Below are 14,737 nucleotides of genomic sequence, written 5' to 3'. Positions count from 1 at the left end.
GTTAATATTAAACAATCTTATTACAACTGACACGTTATATGAAATGTTTTTTATTATTAAGTGTACCTTGGTCTTAAATTATGGGCTGTATAGAACATTTAACGGATATATGAGTTAAAAAGATACTTAAACCACTCAACTAATTTAACTATTGTAATTTGAATTTTTATACTTTAACAGCACGGTTTAGCTTAGTCAATAAAAGGCGTTCTTTTTTGAGATTATTATTATTGTTATTATTGTTTATCAACACTCGCGGAGTTGTTTACAGCCAGGTAATTGTTCCGGCTGATTCCCTAAAAGAGGATTCTTTACGTACTAAAGGTTTAAAACGGCAAAAGCTATCAGATAACCTAAACAGGCAATATGATTTTAGTGATTTAGCCCGGAATATTCTCTATCCTAAAAAAAAGGCGGATACATTGCATAAAAGGTCAGGTATTACTATTGTACCTAATATTGCTGCTAACCCCACCATTGGCGCTCAATTAGGCATTAAAGCTGTAGCGGGTAAAAAATTAGGTAATGACCCTAATACATTGCTATCAGTCGCGGCAACCTCGGCCTCTATTACAAGTAAAGGCATTCTTTATTTTTATGTCAATCATAATATATTTACGCCCGGTAACAGTTGGAACATTCAGGGTAACCTGGTAGTTGCAAAAACGGTAACGCCTGATTATGGTTTAGGTATAGGCCGCGAGGTTAATGGAGGAAGCGCTACAGATAAGGTACTGGCAGATGCGGCGCACAAAGTTTATTCCATCCATTCGCTATATTATAATTTCAGGGAAAAGATTTACAAGGAGGTGGAGAAAAATCTTTTTGTGGGAGCCGGATTGTCATTCGAGGTAAGGCGGAGCATTCAAAACAAGGATACCACTAATAATGCAACGCCATCCAGTGTTTACAATAACCAGCATGGTTTTCCGCAGGATCATTACTCGGCAAATGGATTTCTTTTTAATGTAGAGTACATTACACGCGATAACCCAAACCGCGCTTATAAAGGCATTTACTTTGATGCCGGCATCAGGGCTAATCAAACGTGGATAGGCAGCACAAAAAATTCCGTACAATTTACTACCGACTTTAGAAAATATTTTAGCTTATCAACCATCAACCCCGAAACTGTGTTAGCGCTTTGGAACTGGGGTTCCTACCTGATCAACGGTTCAATACCTTACCTTGAATTACCGGGCACCGCGCGCGACGGGTCTTTCAGGAGCGGCAGGGGCTATACGTCGCAATATTTTAAGGGTACCCAATTTAATGATACAGAGGCCGAATTTCGCTTCCCTATATTAAAAAACAAGTTTCTAAGCGGTGTTACCTTTGCAAACCTGCAAACAGCTAACGATGAACAGGGCACCAAACTGTTCCAGGTATTTCAACCCGGCTACGGTGCCGGTTTACGTGTGTTGTTTAACAAAGCTACCCGTACCAACCTGGCATTAGATTACGCTTTTGGCAAATATGGCAACAAAGGATTTTTCCTGAATTTAAATGAATCTTTTTAAGCCAAATAAATCTTAAGTCGCCCAACTGTTGACCGTTAATTTAATAGTCAGTTTATTTGTCAATTATTTAATAGGTTGATTATCATATGATTGTGATTTGTGGTGTCCCAGGTGTCCCAAGCGTCCCAGGTGTATCCACGTGTGCGTGGGACAGTACGGTAATAACATTTAACGGATATAGGTTTATTGCTGCATTTGCTTACTGCCAAACTGGAGGTCGATTCAACATAATGTCATTGGTTTAGCGTAATTTGTATTCCATCATCTAATTTGAATTGTGGGTAATAATTTAAAAGTCTTTTAGCCTTTGAAATATCTGCCCAGCTATTTTTAATATCACCTGTACGGCTTTGCGTATGCGTGCCGGTTACATTTTTTTTCGCAAAATAATTTATCTTTTCTAAAAGCTGGTTAAGCGAGGTTTTTTCTCCACAAGCTATATTGTAAACATGGTTAGCAGCTTCATTATTTTCGATAAAAAAGGCTTTTACATTTGCCTGAACTGCGTTTTCAACAAATGTAAAATCCCTGGTTTGCTCACCGTCTCCATGTATAGTTGGTGAAAGGTTATTTTTTACTGCATCTATAAATAACGGTATCACAGCCGCATATGCGCCTTTAGGGCTTTGACGCGGGCCAAAAACATTAAAATATCTTAACCCTATAGTTTCCATTCCATACGTTTTGGCAAAAACATCAGCGTATAATTCATTAATGTATTTTGTTACTGCATACGGCGATAAAGGCTTTCCTATCCGGTCTTCAACCTTTGGTAGTTCTTTACTGTCGCCATAAGTTGACGATGATGCTGCATAAACAAAGCGCTTCACATTAGGTTCATCTTTTACCGCACAAAGCATGTTTAAAAAACCGCCAATATTTATTGCATTAGTGGTGATTGGATCGTTAATAGACCGCGGTACAGAACCGAGTGCTGCCTGATGACTCACGTAGTCTATGCCCTTAACAGCCCTTTTGCAAGTTTCAAAATCACAAATGTTTCCTTCTATTAATTCAAAAGCCGGATTGGATTTAAACTCATTGATATTTTCATGAAAACCAGTGGAAAAATCATCAAGCACCCTAACCTTTTTAGCGCCGTATTTCAATAAATATTCCACCAGGTTCGAGCCTATAAATCCTGCCCCACCGGTAATAAGGAAACTGTTCTTACTTAGATCTAAGTCGTGATATTTTTTTTCGTACATCGGAATATATTTATAATCTGCCATCAATCATTGACGGATCCAAAATACCTTTTACATCAAACAAAATACCGGGTTCCTTTAACATTGCTTTAATATCAATTTTTAAAAACTCATCGTGACTTACGGCCAATATAATGGCATCATAAGTTTTATCACGCGGTAAAGTGTTATTGCAATCCAGATTATATTCAAGATGAACTTGTTCGCAATTTGCCCATGGGTCATAAACTTCAATATCAGCATTATAGCTTTGAAATTCTTTAACAATATCAACCACCTTGGTATTGCGTATATCCGGGCAATTTTCTTTAAAAGTAAAACCCATTATTAAAATGGATGATTGCCAAACGTTGATCTGTTTCTTAACCATTAATTTAATTACCGCATCTGCTATATACGGGCCCATGCTGTCATTAATTCGCCTGCCGGATAATATAATTTCGGGATGATAGCCTGCTGAAGTTGCTTTTTGGGCTAGATAATAAGGGTCAACACCAATACAATGACCGCCTACCAATCCTGGTTTAAAAGGCAAAAAGTTCCATTTGGTGGAAGCGGCTTCTAAAACTTCATTTGTATCTATCCCTAATAAGTTAAATATTTTCGATAGCTCATTCACAAACGCGATGTTGATGTCCCGCTGTGCATTTTCAATAATCTTTGCAGATTCTGCAACTTTAATAGACGAGGCTAAATGCGTACCTGCCGGAATTATCGACTGGTATAATTCATTGATTATTTTAGCAGACTGTGGGGTAGATCCCGATGTAACTTTTTTAATGTTTGTGAGTGTCCTGGTTTTATCGCCAGGATTTATGCGTTCGGGCGAATAACCGCAAAAAAAATCAGTATTAAATACCAGGCCCGAATGTTTTTCTAAAACAGGAATGCAATTATCTTCTGTACACCCCGGATATACCGTAGACTCGTATATCACAATATCCCCTTTTTTCAATGCAATGGCAACGGTTTCTGTCGCTTTAATCAACAGTGACAGGTCTGGAGTGTTATATTGGTCTACCGGTGTGGGTACGGTTATAATAAATAGGTTACAATTATTCAGTTTGCTTTTATCAAACGTAAAATAAACTCCCAAATCGTCGTGAGCAGACCGTGTCACATTTTTTAATTCGTCGGGCGCTGCTTCCAAAGTATGATCAGTGCCGTTGGCCAATTCATCTATACGATTAATATTTATATCGAATCCGGTAACTCTATATTTTTTGCCAAATTCAATAGCCAAAGGAAGGCCAACATAACCCAATCCAATGATAGCAATATCTTGTATTTGATAGTTATTTATTATGTTCAATTTTTTTATATGTTATTTGATAAATACACAAAGTAAAAAGAAGTGCAATTGACAATAAAATTCCTAAAAAAAAGAATTTTACAATAGATAATATTATACTTAGGGTGTAGGTAGCCGGATCAATTATATTGAAAATTATCGCAATAAAAAAATGTTAATAAATAGGTGGAGAAAGAATCCGGCTATTATTAACATTTAGTTCAACGCATCTTGTATGTAAAATAAACAATCCGCGAACTTTCGGTGAAGTTTCGCGGATTTCGCAGTTTTTTTAGCCCGTATCGGGGATCGGGCATTATTATTAACCTATTGTTTTTTTATCCCGGCAGTGATGTCTTCCCCTATTTTTTTGATCTTGAACACGTTAAATACCAGGTAAACCAAAATACCCCAAACAATAAACATAATAGAATATGCTATAAGTTGCAACCAGAGAGGGGCCTTATCTCTTGTTGCAAAAAGTGTTCTTTTACCGAATAAATTTACCATGGTAAATTTAGCTCCCCAGGGCACGGTTTTTTCTACAGATAAATTCCCGTATTGATCATTGTCTAGTACTTTGGCAACCAGTATAATGTTTCCTTTAGCATCGCCCGGAATACCGTCTCTTTTAAAGTCGCCGGATGCTTTTCCGGTAGAATCGGTTGTAAAAGCAGGGGTGTCATTTATAGCAAGATCAGCACCCATACGCCTTATAGCCAATACCACGTCAACCCCTTTTACCGGAACCCATGAAGTATCCTTCATTTCAAATACTGATGCGGTAATTGTTTTGTCGCTTCCGGCATCAATTAAAATTTTTGCTTTAGCCACGGTAACGTCGCCATTTGCTGATTCATATTTTTTATTACCGTCAAAAGTGGCTACGAAAATGTGTTTGAGCGAGTTTCCCCACTGGCTTTTCAGTGATGGTGGAATATAGGCAGTGGCTTCGCCATCATCATTAGTTACCACTTTGCCTATAAATTTTCCGGCGGTGTCTTTATCTAAAAACAATTTAAGGCTAATGCCCGCTACATTTTGAAATCTGCCATTTACTTTGGTTTTCACTTTTACCATCAGGCGTGGCACTTTGTTGTTACTAATAAAGTAATTAACAGCAATGCTCAGGTCGGCTTTTTGCGCGGTTTGCGTAAAACCCTTATAGCCCGATAAAAGAAAAATAATGGTTAGTAACGTGGCAATTGATTTATTTTGTGGTTTCATGTTGTTCGGTTATAGTTTCTTGAATAGGAATGATTGGAAATATCCTGGCCAAAATGGTTATGATTAGCATGGCCCCCGCTAATGAACCCAGGGTTATGGCCCATTCTTCCCAGCTCGGGAAATAATGACGATAGCTTTCGGGTACATCATGCATCGGCAGGAAGGGGTGAAGCAAAGTTGGGGTTACTATTAAATAACGTTTAAACCACGCTCCCACAACAACCATTATCCCGGCTATAAATACCGGCAATGGTTTTCTGCCTTTTTTGAATAGCAGAATTAGCGTGGGTACTATCATGCCGATTAAAATGGCGAACCAAAATAATGGCGCAAAATTTCCCGAAAAAAGACCATTGAGGTACTCCGCTTCTGATTCCTTCATTTTAAAAAATGGGGTCAGAAACTCGTTCATATTAAAATACAGATAGAGCAATGCCAGCAGCACCAACACCCGGCCCATCTTTTCAAAATGATCTTCTGTAATATATTTTTCCAAATGTTGGGCTTTTCTGAAAATATACATGGCAACTACCACTGCGCCTGCACCTACTAAAAAGGCTCCTGATATAAAGTATGCGCCAAAGTTGGTACTATCCCAGCCGGGGCGATAAGTTGTAGCAAATAACCAGGAAGTAACCGTGTGAATGGTAAATGCAACAGGAATAATGGTTATGCAAAGTATGTTAATGGCTTTTTCGCTCAATCTAAACTGTTCGGGGGTGCCTTTCCAGAATGAGCCGATAAAGCTATAAAACCGGTATAGCCGTTTCCCGGTGCTTTGTTTGAAACGAAGCAGTATCTGGATATCAGGCAATAGGGGGTAATATAAAAGCAGTATACTGATGAAAAAATAAGTGGTTATAACAATTACATCCCATATAATAGGCGATTGTATACGGCCATAAATAAATAAATAATAAAACCGTTCGGGGCTACCCATATCAACAATAATGATAAGGGAGGCAAAAATTATAGCGGCTACGGCAATGATCTCGGCAATGCGGGTAAGCGGCGATCCCCATTTTACACCGGCTAGCCTGAATACCGCGGTTATTAATGAACCCACAAGGCTTATGGCGACAAAAAATACAAAGTTTGATATATAAATACCCCACGAAACATAATCACGCATGGAGGTAACTATTAAACCGTATCGTAACTGGCGATAATAGGCATACAGGCCCACCAAACAAATGGCTGTTAAAACGCCCACCCATATTTTGCCGGCTTTGCCAAATTTTTGAGGCAGCAGATCGCTTATTATTTTCTCGTCTGCTATGGAAATTATTTTGTGGTTTGCTATAGAAACAGAATTTTTCGGTAGCTGGCCTTTTGTTATTTTCTCGTTTATTATTAGATTTTCCACCGTTAATTATTTAATGTTAACTATTTTGTGTCTTATCATTTTCAAGTCCTGATTCAAAAGGGAAGTTCCTGCTTACCGGCGGTAAATAGTAAACGCTTGGTTTTGTACCCAGGTCCTCCATCAACCTATAACCTGCTTTATCCCTTATCAGGTCACTAAACCTAAAGGTTTCGGTGCCATTGGTAACGGTATCCTCGTTCATATCCCCAAAAGCAAAAACACCGTTCGGGCAAGCCGATACGCAATGCGGCAACATACCCTCACGGGTCATATCAGCACAAAAATCACATTTACCAACTGTTCCCTTTTTTTGAGGGATACTAGTTTCGGCTGAATAAAGCTGATTGGCAACTTCAGCCAGTATATCCGGTTCGCCCCAGTTAAATACACGGGCAGAATATGGGCAGGCGGCCATGCAGAAACGGCAGCCGATACAACGATCGCTATCAATTAACACGATGCCATCTTCTCTTTTAAATGTCGCGTCAACCGGGCAAACCTTCACGCAGGGTGGTTCATCACAATGCATACAGGTGGTTGGCTCCCAATACGGGGCGGTATGATCTGCACTTTGCATCGGATCAACTTTTATCCAGTTCTCGCCCGGGTTTAAATCGTGTGCGTGGTTACAGGCTGATTGGCAGTGTTTTAAGTTTTTACACCGGGAAAGGTCAATAACCATTACAAATTTTTTCCCGGGGATACCAATGCGCGCTTCTGTATTAGAAACCGGTGGCAAATGCGGAACAGGTTTCAGAAAAGCTTCATCTACTTCAATTACCTCCCCGTCAACAGATAGCAATTTTATTTTTTTACCTGATGCCACTGCCCCATCTTCAGCACCCGCCTCAAAAGCATCTTTTTTTGAATTGCACCCAACTGCAAGTGTCGCGGCTGCTATTCCGGTTAAAAGGAAATCTCTTCTCGAATTATTTTCTTGATTCATCGCAATTATTTTTTATTAGATGCGTATTTATTTTTTGATCCAGTTTTGCAGCTCCCTGTTGGTCACTTTTTTCTTGCCGGTAGTTATTAATGATGCATTGATCTCTACAAGCCTGCCATCTTCGGTTAGCATTTTAACGGTCTTGTTTTTTGCTTTTTTCTTGCTGAAAAAAGGCAGTTTAAATGCTGCTGTGATAGCCGCAAATGCAGATAAAGTGCCAATTCCCCAAACAAATTTTCTTCGTGTTGGTGAATTAGTTTGAGTTATTTTTTCATGGATGTTCATAAACATTTAATATTTATATCGTGTGTAAAGCTATATCAGTAAGAGAAGTTAAACTATGATACGGAACAGAAAAATAAATGATTAAAGTCATAAACAATAAGGTATCGGGCTGTCCAAAAATAATCCATGAAATAAAAAAAGAGGCCTTGGATTTAATCCAAGGCCTCTTTTAATTGTTAGGGTATAACCTATTATTTTTTTAACGTACGCAAATAATTTACCACGCTCCAAAGATCTTCCGCATCAGGTATTTTCTTTTTAAAGCTTGGCATATCGTCGCGGCCTGCACTTATCTTATAAAAAAGAGAGCCGTCAGATTGTGATTGTAGTTTCGATTGGGACATATCCTCTGGCTGCGTTTTTAATTGGGCCGCTTTGCTGCCATCACCCAGCCCTTTTTTTCCATGACATGACGCGCAATGCTGGCCATACAAGGCTTTGCCTGCAGCTATTGATTCTCCGTTTGGTTTTACAGGATTTATTGCTTTTGCATCTTTATCCGGAACGGGCCAGGGTTTAGTTTGTTGTACAGAGGTAAATGCAAGGCCCATGCACCCTACAGCCATTACTGTAATAGTTAATATTAATTTTCGTTTCATGATTTTATGATTTAATTAAACATTTTTAGTTGCTGAAATTAATTCCATAATCTGGTTATATTAAAACCGATAAGAAATTTACCTCCTTTTACTTTCGTGCCATCTGCCTGTGTATAGTTAACAGGGCTATTTGTATTAAAGAGATTATTCTTTTGAGGATTTAAATAGGCATAATTGCCCATAAATAACTGGAATGTGTGGCCGCTTGTGCTAAACTCAAACCCAAACGATAGGTTGGGGCTGGGGTTATTAGTGGCATGTTTTGTAATGGGCTGATCATAATTTACCAATACAGCAGTCGCATCGCCCAATTTGTATCTTCCTGCAACAGAAACCGCAAAATGATCGTGCTTCATTTCTTCAAACAGTGTTTTGCCGGTGCTATCATTTTTTGTATAAAATCCATTAACAGAATTTTGATGCGAAACGCTCGGTGCTACCTGTAAAGACAACTTATCGTTTATTTTCCTTGCAAATATTAGTTGATTAAAAGACGATACACGGTCTGATTGATTTTTAAAAATACTATGATCACCATCGCTTCTTGTATCAGCAGCCATATTACCATAATAGGTAACGCTTAGCGGGAATTTACCCTTTGTTTGTTTAATGATGGCGTATTTGGCACTTACATCCCATAGTTTCTCATACTTATCAATACCCAGGCCCAGGTAAAGGTTATTGATGGGCGCATAACCAACTCCGATACGTATATTGGAGGAGGCAAATAAACCCCAAAAATCATCATACCCTTTATCAACTGTTCCAAACCTGTGCATAATATCCATTTCGAATGTGCCTTTTATTGGCACCATTACGCTTTGATTATCAATTATCCAAATACTTTGAAAAGTATTTTTGACTGGTTTTGTTCTGGCAGGGGTAATTACTTCTTTTGCTAAAGCCGTGCTATCCTGCGCGTATGCGGTTGTCTGAATTAAAAGCAGACAACAGGCCGTGCATGCAGTTACTGTAAGCACGGTGGCCAATAAATTTATTTTAAGTTTCACGTTGTTATTTTTTAAGTAGCTTAATTATTAAGAGCACCGGTTCTTATCCAGTCATAAACCTTCTTTCTGTCTACGGCACTTGGAATATGTTCCTGCATATTTCCATTTATCATAACATATAATATACTTTGATTAGGAACAAGGGTATTCACGTATCCGCCGTTAACAAGGCTTATGTAGGATACAGCTGCACGCAGATCTGGTTTTTGCGCGCCTGCAACATGACAGCCTGATAAAGCACAATTGGTGTTTAAAATAGGCGCAACATCGTTTTTAAAACTCAGTTGTTGCGGTGGTCCATTCGGATCGGCTGCTGCTATTGGCAAATTGACGTCTTTGTAACATCCGGTTACAGTGGCCGCAATTATTAAACAGAAGCTAAAAAATAGGATTGGTCGTTTCATGACAATTGGTTTTGTAATTATTGGTTGTTGAAGTTTGTATTAACCTGAATGGTAATTACATCTGCCACATTGGTACTTGTAATGCCATAATCTCTGCAATTGATCTGGAAGGCTAAACTCAAGCCAAATTCGCGGTGTGTACCGGCAACTGCGGCCGGTATATAGGTTAACTTACCTACGATAGATTTTGTGATTGGTGCACCAAGGGTACCTTTCCAGGTAAAGTTAAATGTTACCAGATAATTATTGCTAAGCGGATCAAACTCTACTTTGGTGGTTTTTATTTGAGCAATATTTGTCACCAAAAGATTTTGTGTGCCAGCCACAATAGCAGTAGTGCCCAAGGTAGCTATAAGGCAACCTGCATCACGGCCCGGTTCGCCGGTATTAACCTGGTTAACCTGTACATACCCGTTAAAATGTGTTTTGGCCGGATCGTTTTCATTAAATGCCCAGGAAGTATCTGGTAAGGGTTGGGCAGTTGTAACATAATTCAGCATATTAGCAGCAGTTACATCGGCTATGCCAAACTGGTTAAATTTTCCGGTAAGGGTAGCGCCCACTCCCATAAAAGGAGTCGACCAATTTACTGAACTGTGAGCTTTGTCAAATTTCCATTTGCTTGTATCGCCAACTGCACCAGGAAGGTGAATATGACCGCCATGATTAATTATTATCCCTGTGGAAACAGCGGCTGGTATTGGATCATTGGTATGAGTACAGCTGGCAATTAGTCCATAGCCGCTGATTGCTACCAAAAGGAGCGCCAACATTTTGTTATTAAATCGTTTCATAATGTGTTTGTTTTAGTTGCATGTTTTATAAGGCCAAAAGTATCGGTCTAAACCTGACACTTTCATGACCATAGTCAACCAATACAGTGACACTTATCACATATTAGGATTTCGGCCATGCAAAATCAACTAACTGTATACTAATAATTTAACTAAAGGAGGTGGTATTACAAAAGCAACTTTTTATGCTTTTTATAATAGGTGAAAAGAAATGATAGTAATACTACTATAATAAGTGTACTCATATTTAAAAGAAGGCTGCTTACGTATACCTTCATATCATTTACTATAATATTATTGTTTGCTGATGACTGGAATAATTGCAGGTATAGATCGCTTATCAAAAAGTAAAAAAACGCAAAGCTGTGAATTAAACTTAAAACAGGCTTTTTATTAAAAAAAGGAATAAAAAAGAGGGTGGCAAAAAGCCCCCATAGTACTAAGTAAGGTTGTTGAATAGTGAGCGTAATGTTTTCAATAAAATAATCAGGAAATAACTTTTTTAATTGGTAGCCCACGAATAAAACACCCGTTAGAGCATAGGCTAATGGTAAAAGGGATGCTATGCTGTTACCCAATTTTTCTTTTAAGTTTCCTGAAAAAGAACGGGCAACCGCATAAACTAATGGGTAACCCGAAAAAAAAGCCATTAATTCTAATTTTGATAAGGACACCAAAAAACTATTATCCATAATTAATTTTAAGTAATATGCAAAAGCATAATGTACATTTTTAGTCGTTTACCTGTTTTTTTTATATTACAAACTTTCGCATTTAATCTTAATATATAAATGACAGCCATCAAACTAAAAACTGATAAATATCAGCTTTTGCAACACCTTATTGATGATTTTAAAGACGAGGGGTTAATTGATAAAAGGAATACTATTACCATATTAGATTTAACACGCCTGTCTAAAATGTAAAACTGACGCAGGTCATTTTTCTTACTGACACTGCTCATTCTGCGCCCCGCATTTTAAAGATAATTTTATATTTTAAAATGCATGCGGATGAAAGCGGTAGCCTACAGTATTAAACCTTTTGAGAAAGAGTTTTTGGCGAAAGCCAATCAAAAAAAACACGATATAACACTTATATCAAATTCATTAAGCCTTGATACAGTTGTGTTTTCGGAAGGTAAAAAGGCAGTTATTGTTCTTACTACTGATGATGTATCCGCACCCGTAATAGAAAAATTGGCGAAGCTGGGTATAAAATTTATCATTGCAGGCTCTGTTGGCACTGATCATATTGATAAAGAAGCGGCAGCTTCCTATAATATTAAAATCGCTAATGTTCCCTCTTATTCATGCCAGCCTGATTTAACGAATGCCGACTTGCAAGAGACAGCCAACCAAACCATTAAAAGTCTTGACCTATGGCAACAGAATAGGTGTTTAGGCGATGCTTGTATTTGTGCCAGAAATTGCGATCTCTATAATAATGATTAGGCTCAAAAAAACATAAACACAGGCCACGTATACACACAGGCAACGGATACTGCACAGGCAACGTATAGCTAAATAGGCAACGTATAATAAAACTTTGGAAAGCGCTACAATCAAATCAGTATCATGTAAGTGATATGGCGAAGCAATAGATAGCACTAATAATATACTGATGTTTATGCCTTAAAGTCTGATTCTTTATTTAAAATATAAGTTATGCTTAAATTATTAACCATCGACGATAAAACGGAGTGGAATTTTTATGTTACAAAATCTGCTGAATATGATTTTTACCATACCTGGCATTACCATTCGCTGGATACATCAGGCAGCCCAATTTTGGTAGTATATATTGAGAATGAAAATCACATAGCTTTTCCGCTTATTAAACGGCAGATACCGGGAACGGTATATTGTGACCTGACTTGTGTATATGGCTATACCGGACCGATCTCAAATAAAAGAATGGAGCAGCTGGAAGATTCATTAATGGAAAATTTTAAAGTTGCATTTCTTGCTTGTCTTAAAGCTGAAAACTGCGTGTCGGTATTTTCGAGGCTGCATCTTTTTTTTAAACAGCCCTTGCTGCTTGAAAGGTTTGGTGGGATATATGATAATGGTCTCAGTGTTGTATTAGATCTGTCTGTAAGTATAGAAGCTCAGCGAAAAAAGTACCGGCGATCAACCAATGATTCCATAAAGCGTTCCTGGAAAAAGGGGTTTCGGCTTATTGAGGAAAGTGGTGACGATGCAATTGCTCTTTTTTTTGATGTCTATAAAGAGAATATGGAGAGGATTGGTGCTTCAGACTATTATTTATTTAATGAAGAATATTTCAAAAAAATCACCAACACCGATGAATATGATGCCAGGGTATTTATAGTTTATGATGGCGATAAAGTAATGGCAAGCACTATTGTTATGCTAACTAACGGCATTATCGAGGCTCATTTATTGGGGACACGTACGGAATACATCCACCTTAGTCCTTTTAAGTTTCTGGTTGATGAAATAACAGTGATAGGCAGATCGCTTGGAATGCGTTATTATAACCTGGGTGGCGGCCTAGGTTATAAACAAGACACTCTTTTTTTTGGAAAATTAGGGCTTTCTGATTTAACCATGGATTATAAAAGCTGGCGATTTATAGTTAACCCTGATATCTATCAGCAGTTACTTGACGATAGAGGTATTGATAAGAATTTAGATGTGGATTTTTTCCCTTTATACAAGTATAACCAGAGGGTAACCGTTTCATCAGCAGGAAAAGAAAATTAAGGAGATCTGATTTCCAACAGCTAATTTTAATTTAAAAAAAAGAGGCCGTCTCATAAGTAATTATGAGGCGGTTTTTTTATTGGTTACGTTTTCGAATTAACGTATTAGAGATTAAAGACATAACTAGCAGCGGACATTCAACAGCCTTGCAGCAAACACCTATACGGTTACGGTGAGCGATGCCCAATGCAAATACTTCCACCGTAAGCGTAATCATCACCCAGCCGTCATTAGTACTTGCGGTAACGATCAGCACGCAAACGAACAATACCATTTTCGGCGCATCAACCGGCGCGGTAACGGTAGCAGGCTCAGGCGGCACCGGTCCGTATCAATATAAAATAAGAACAGGAACTCTGCAAAGCAGCGGAACATTCAGCGGCCTTGCAGCAGGTGCTTATACAGTAGCGGTACAGGACGCTAATTCGGTAACTTCAACAGTTAGTATATTGATCGGACAGCCATCATCCCCTCTTGCAGTAACTGTAAGTTCACAAACTAATGGGGCTCCTAACGGCGGATCACTGGGGTCGGTAACTGTATTGGCCACAGGCGGCACCGGGCCATACCAGTATAAAATAGGCACGGGCAGTTCACAAAGTAGCCCTACATTTACAGGCTTTGCGGTAGGTACTTATACTATTACAGTAACAGATGCTAATGGAATAGTCTCAACCGTAACAGTTACAGTGGCGCAGGTTAGCCAAACAATAACCGTTGTGCAATTGCCATCAAAAACATACGGGGATGTTGACTTTGCTCCAGGCGCCAACAGCAATAACATCATTTTACCAATAGTTTACAGCAGCGATAAAAAGGGAAAAGTTCAATTTTTTGAACCTTTCCCTCTGATAGACCGTAGGGGAATATTTTATCCTATCAATAGACTTATAGTCAGTATCTTACACAGGCCAACTCTGCGTTTGCAGTGAGTATATCAGCGCCGAGCAGATCCAGGATAAGATCGCTACCAGGTAAAACCTGACCACGTGTTCCTACCCGGTTGTCAGCTTTGGCTATTGTTCCGCGCTCGCTACGATCATTTGGACTTGAAACACCAGGTTGGTTGCTGTTCTGTCCACTTCGCTGAGATATATCAGTTAATACATTATTAATCTATCTCCAGTCGGCCCAATTACTTTGTGCCGCCCAATTGCTACTGCCCAATGCACCGCGGTAACTGACCTTGCTAAAAAACGAATTTGTAAAATCAGGCCCTGTAAAATCAACTCCCGATAAAGCCGGCGATCCGAAGGCAGGGGTAAGGTCGGGTGCGCCATTGCCATACATCCTTGTTAGCTTAAAATCAGTTGCTAATGTTAGAATGGTGTTATTATTGACCGAATTAGTCTCAAAGA

Annotated in this window: 16 protein-coding genes and 1 pseudogene; 5 read left to right on the top strand and 12 right to left on the bottom strand. The window is 38.7% G+C overall.

What is annotated here, in order from left to right; all coding sequences use genetic code 11:
- Positions 1-215 precede the first annotated feature (215 nt).
- Complete coding sequence (locus JWP71_RS11790; protein WP_299500082.1) at positions 216-1,520, top strand: BamA/TamA family outer membrane protein; 1,305 nt, start codon at positions 216-218, stop codon at positions 1,518-1,520.
- A gap of 233 nt (positions 1,521-1,753) precedes the next feature.
- Here JWP71_RS11790 and JWP71_RS11785 read toward each other — a convergent pair whose 3' ends face one another.
- The 11 genes from JWP71_RS11785 to JWP71_RS11735 form a co-directional block, all read right to left on the bottom strand.
- A complete protein-coding gene (locus JWP71_RS11785; RefSeq protein WP_299500080.1) occupies positions 1,754-2,728 on the bottom strand; it encodes an SDR family oxidoreductase in 975 nt (324 codons plus the stop codon).
- Between the two features lie 10 nt (positions 2,729-2,738).
- Positions 2,739-4,040: a nucleotide sugar dehydrogenase gene (locus tag JWP71_RS11780; RefSeq protein ID WP_299500078.1), complete on the bottom strand. Its 1,302-nt coding sequence runs from the start codon at positions 4,038-4,040 to the stop codon at positions 2,739-2,741.
- A 306-nt stretch (positions 4,041-4,346) separates the two neighbouring features.
- Entirely contained in the window at positions 4,347-5,246 is a 900-nt protein-coding gene (locus JWP71_RS11775; RefSeq protein WP_299500076.1) for a hypothetical protein, read from the bottom strand.
- Complete coding sequence (gene nrfD, locus JWP71_RS11770) at positions 5,230-6,612, bottom strand: NrfD/PsrC family molybdoenzyme membrane anchor subunit (protein WP_299500073.1); 1,383 nt, start codon at positions 6,610-6,612, stop codon at positions 5,230-5,232. The genes JWP71_RS11775 and nrfD overlap by 17 nt, the downstream gene beginning before the upstream one ends.
- A 16-nt stretch (positions 6,613-6,628) precedes the next feature.
- On the bottom strand, positions 6,629-7,558 hold the full coding sequence (locus JWP71_RS11765; protein WP_299500072.1) for a 4Fe-4S dicluster domain-containing protein: 930 nt from the start codon (positions 7,556-7,558) through the stop codon (positions 6,629-6,631).
- Between the two features lie 27 nt (positions 7,559-7,585).
- Positions 7,586-7,843 (bottom strand): hypothetical protein, encoded by a 258-nt coding sequence (locus tag JWP71_RS11760; protein WP_299500071.1) that lies wholly within the window; start codon positions 7,841-7,843, stop codon positions 7,586-7,588.
- 191 nt (positions 7,844-8,034) lie between these two features.
- Positions 8,035-8,442, bottom strand: coding sequence for a c-type cytochrome (locus JWP71_RS11755; protein WP_299500069.1), 408 nt, complete (start codon positions 8,440-8,442; stop codon positions 8,035-8,037).
- Between the two features lie 38 nt (positions 8,443-8,480).
- Positions 8,481-9,452, bottom strand: a complete 972-nt coding sequence (locus tag JWP71_RS11750; RefSeq protein ID WP_299500067.1) for a DUF5777 family beta-barrel protein — start codon at positions 9,450-9,452, stop codon at positions 8,481-8,483.
- Positions 9,453-9,472: 20 nt separating this feature from the next.
- On the bottom strand, positions 9,473-9,856 hold the full coding sequence (locus tag JWP71_RS11745; RefSeq protein WP_299500065.1) for a hypothetical protein: 384 nt from the start codon (positions 9,854-9,856) through the stop codon (positions 9,473-9,475).
- Positions 9,857-9,873: 17 nt separating this feature from the next.
- On the bottom strand, positions 9,874-10,650 hold the full coding sequence (locus JWP71_RS11740) for a YceI family protein (RefSeq protein WP_299500063.1): 777 nt from the start codon (positions 10,648-10,650) through the stop codon (positions 9,874-9,876).
- Positions 10,651-10,817: 167 nt separating this feature from the next.
- Positions 10,818-11,342 (bottom strand): hypothetical protein, encoded by a 525-nt coding sequence (locus JWP71_RS11735; protein WP_299500061.1) that lies wholly within the window; start codon positions 11,340-11,342, stop codon positions 10,818-10,820.
- A gap of 99 nt (positions 11,343-11,441) precedes the next feature.
- Between JWP71_RS11735 and JWP71_RS11730 the strand changes: the two genes are divergently transcribed.
- From JWP71_RS11730 to JWP71_RS11715, 4 genes are all read left to right on the top strand, one after another.
- Complete coding sequence (locus JWP71_RS11730; protein WP_299500059.1) at positions 11,442-11,576, top strand: hypothetical protein; 135 nt, start codon at positions 11,442-11,444, stop codon at positions 11,574-11,576.
- 81 nt (positions 11,577-11,657) lie between these two features.
- Entirely contained in the window at positions 11,658-12,104 is a 447-nt protein-coding gene (locus JWP71_RS11725; protein WP_299500057.1) for a lactate dehydrogenase, read from the top strand.
- 213 nt (positions 12,105-12,317) lie between these two features.
- The gene (locus tag JWP71_RS11720; protein ID WP_299500055.1) at positions 12,318-13,379 is read left to right on the top strand and encodes a GNAT family N-acetyltransferase; all 1,062 of its coding nucleotides are present in this window, start codon (positions 12,318-12,320) and stop codon (positions 13,377-13,379) included.
- Between the two features lie 179 nt (positions 13,380-13,558).
- Positions 13,559-14,311 carry a SprB repeat-containing protein gene (locus tag JWP71_RS11715; protein WP_299500053.1) on the top strand — a complete coding sequence of 251 codons (753 nt, stop codon included), beginning with the start codon at positions 13,559-13,561 and terminating at the stop codon, positions 14,309-14,311.
- 184 nt (positions 14,312-14,495) lie between these two features.
- Here the strand turns inward: JWP71_RS11715 and JWP71_RS11710 are convergent.
- Positions 14,496-14,737: pseudogene (locus tag JWP71_RS11710) on the bottom strand (hypothetical protein); the annotation flags it as partial.

This window comes from Mucilaginibacter sp. (assembly GCF_028287845.1).
Taxonomy (GTDB): Bacteria; Bacteroidota; Bacteroidia; order Sphingobacteriales; family Sphingobacteriaceae; genus Mucilaginibacter.
Note: the sequence above shows the minus strand (reverse complement) of the source record. Positions and strands in the feature narration are given on the sequence as shown.

Excerpts from the sequence above, each read along its gene's own strand:
- JWP71_RS11715 (WP_299500053.1), top strand. The coding sequence starts at position 13,559 with ATGCCCAATGCAAATACTTCCACCGTAAGCGTAATCATCACCCAGCCG.
- JWP71_RS11785 (WP_299500080.1), bottom strand. The coding sequence starts at position 2,728 with ATGTACGAAAAAAAATATCACGACTTAGATCTAAGTAAGAACAGTTTC.
- JWP71_RS11740 (WP_299500063.1), bottom strand. The coding sequence starts at position 10,650 with ATGAAACGATTTAATAACAAAATGTTGGCGCTCCTTTTGGTAGCAATC.
- JWP71_RS11760 (WP_299500071.1), bottom strand. The coding sequence starts at position 7,843 with ATGAACATCCATGAAAAAATAACTCAAACTAATTCACCAACACGAAGA.
- JWP71_RS11745 (WP_299500065.1), bottom strand. The coding sequence starts at position 9,856 with ATGAAACGACCAATCCTATTTTTTAGCTTCTGTTTAATAATTGCGGCC.
- JWP71_RS11775 (WP_299500076.1), bottom strand. The coding sequence starts at position 5,246 with ATGAAACCACAAAATAAATCAATTGCCACGTTACTAACCATTATTTTT.
- JWP71_RS11735 (WP_299500061.1), bottom strand. The coding sequence starts at position 11,342 with ATGGATAATAGTTTTTTGGTGTCCTTATCAAAATTAGAATTAATGGCT.
- JWP71_RS11725 (WP_299500057.1), top strand. The coding sequence starts at position 11,658 with ATGCGGATGAAAGCGGTAGCCTACAGTATTAAACCTTTTGAGAAAGAG.
- JWP71_RS11765 (WP_299500072.1), bottom strand. The coding sequence starts at position 7,558 with ATGAATCAAGAAAATAATTCGAGAAGAGATTTCCTTTTAACCGGAATA.
- JWP71_RS11720 (WP_299500055.1), top strand. The coding sequence starts at position 12,318 with ATGCTTAAATTATTAACCATCGACGATAAAACGGAGTGGAATTTTTAT.
- JWP71_RS11730 (WP_299500059.1), top strand. The coding sequence starts at position 11,442 with ATGACAGCCATCAAACTAAAAACTGATAAATATCAGCTTTTGCAACAC.
- JWP71_RS11755 (WP_299500069.1), bottom strand. The coding sequence starts at position 8,442 with ATGAAACGAAAATTAATATTAACTATTACAGTAATGGCTGTAGGGTGC.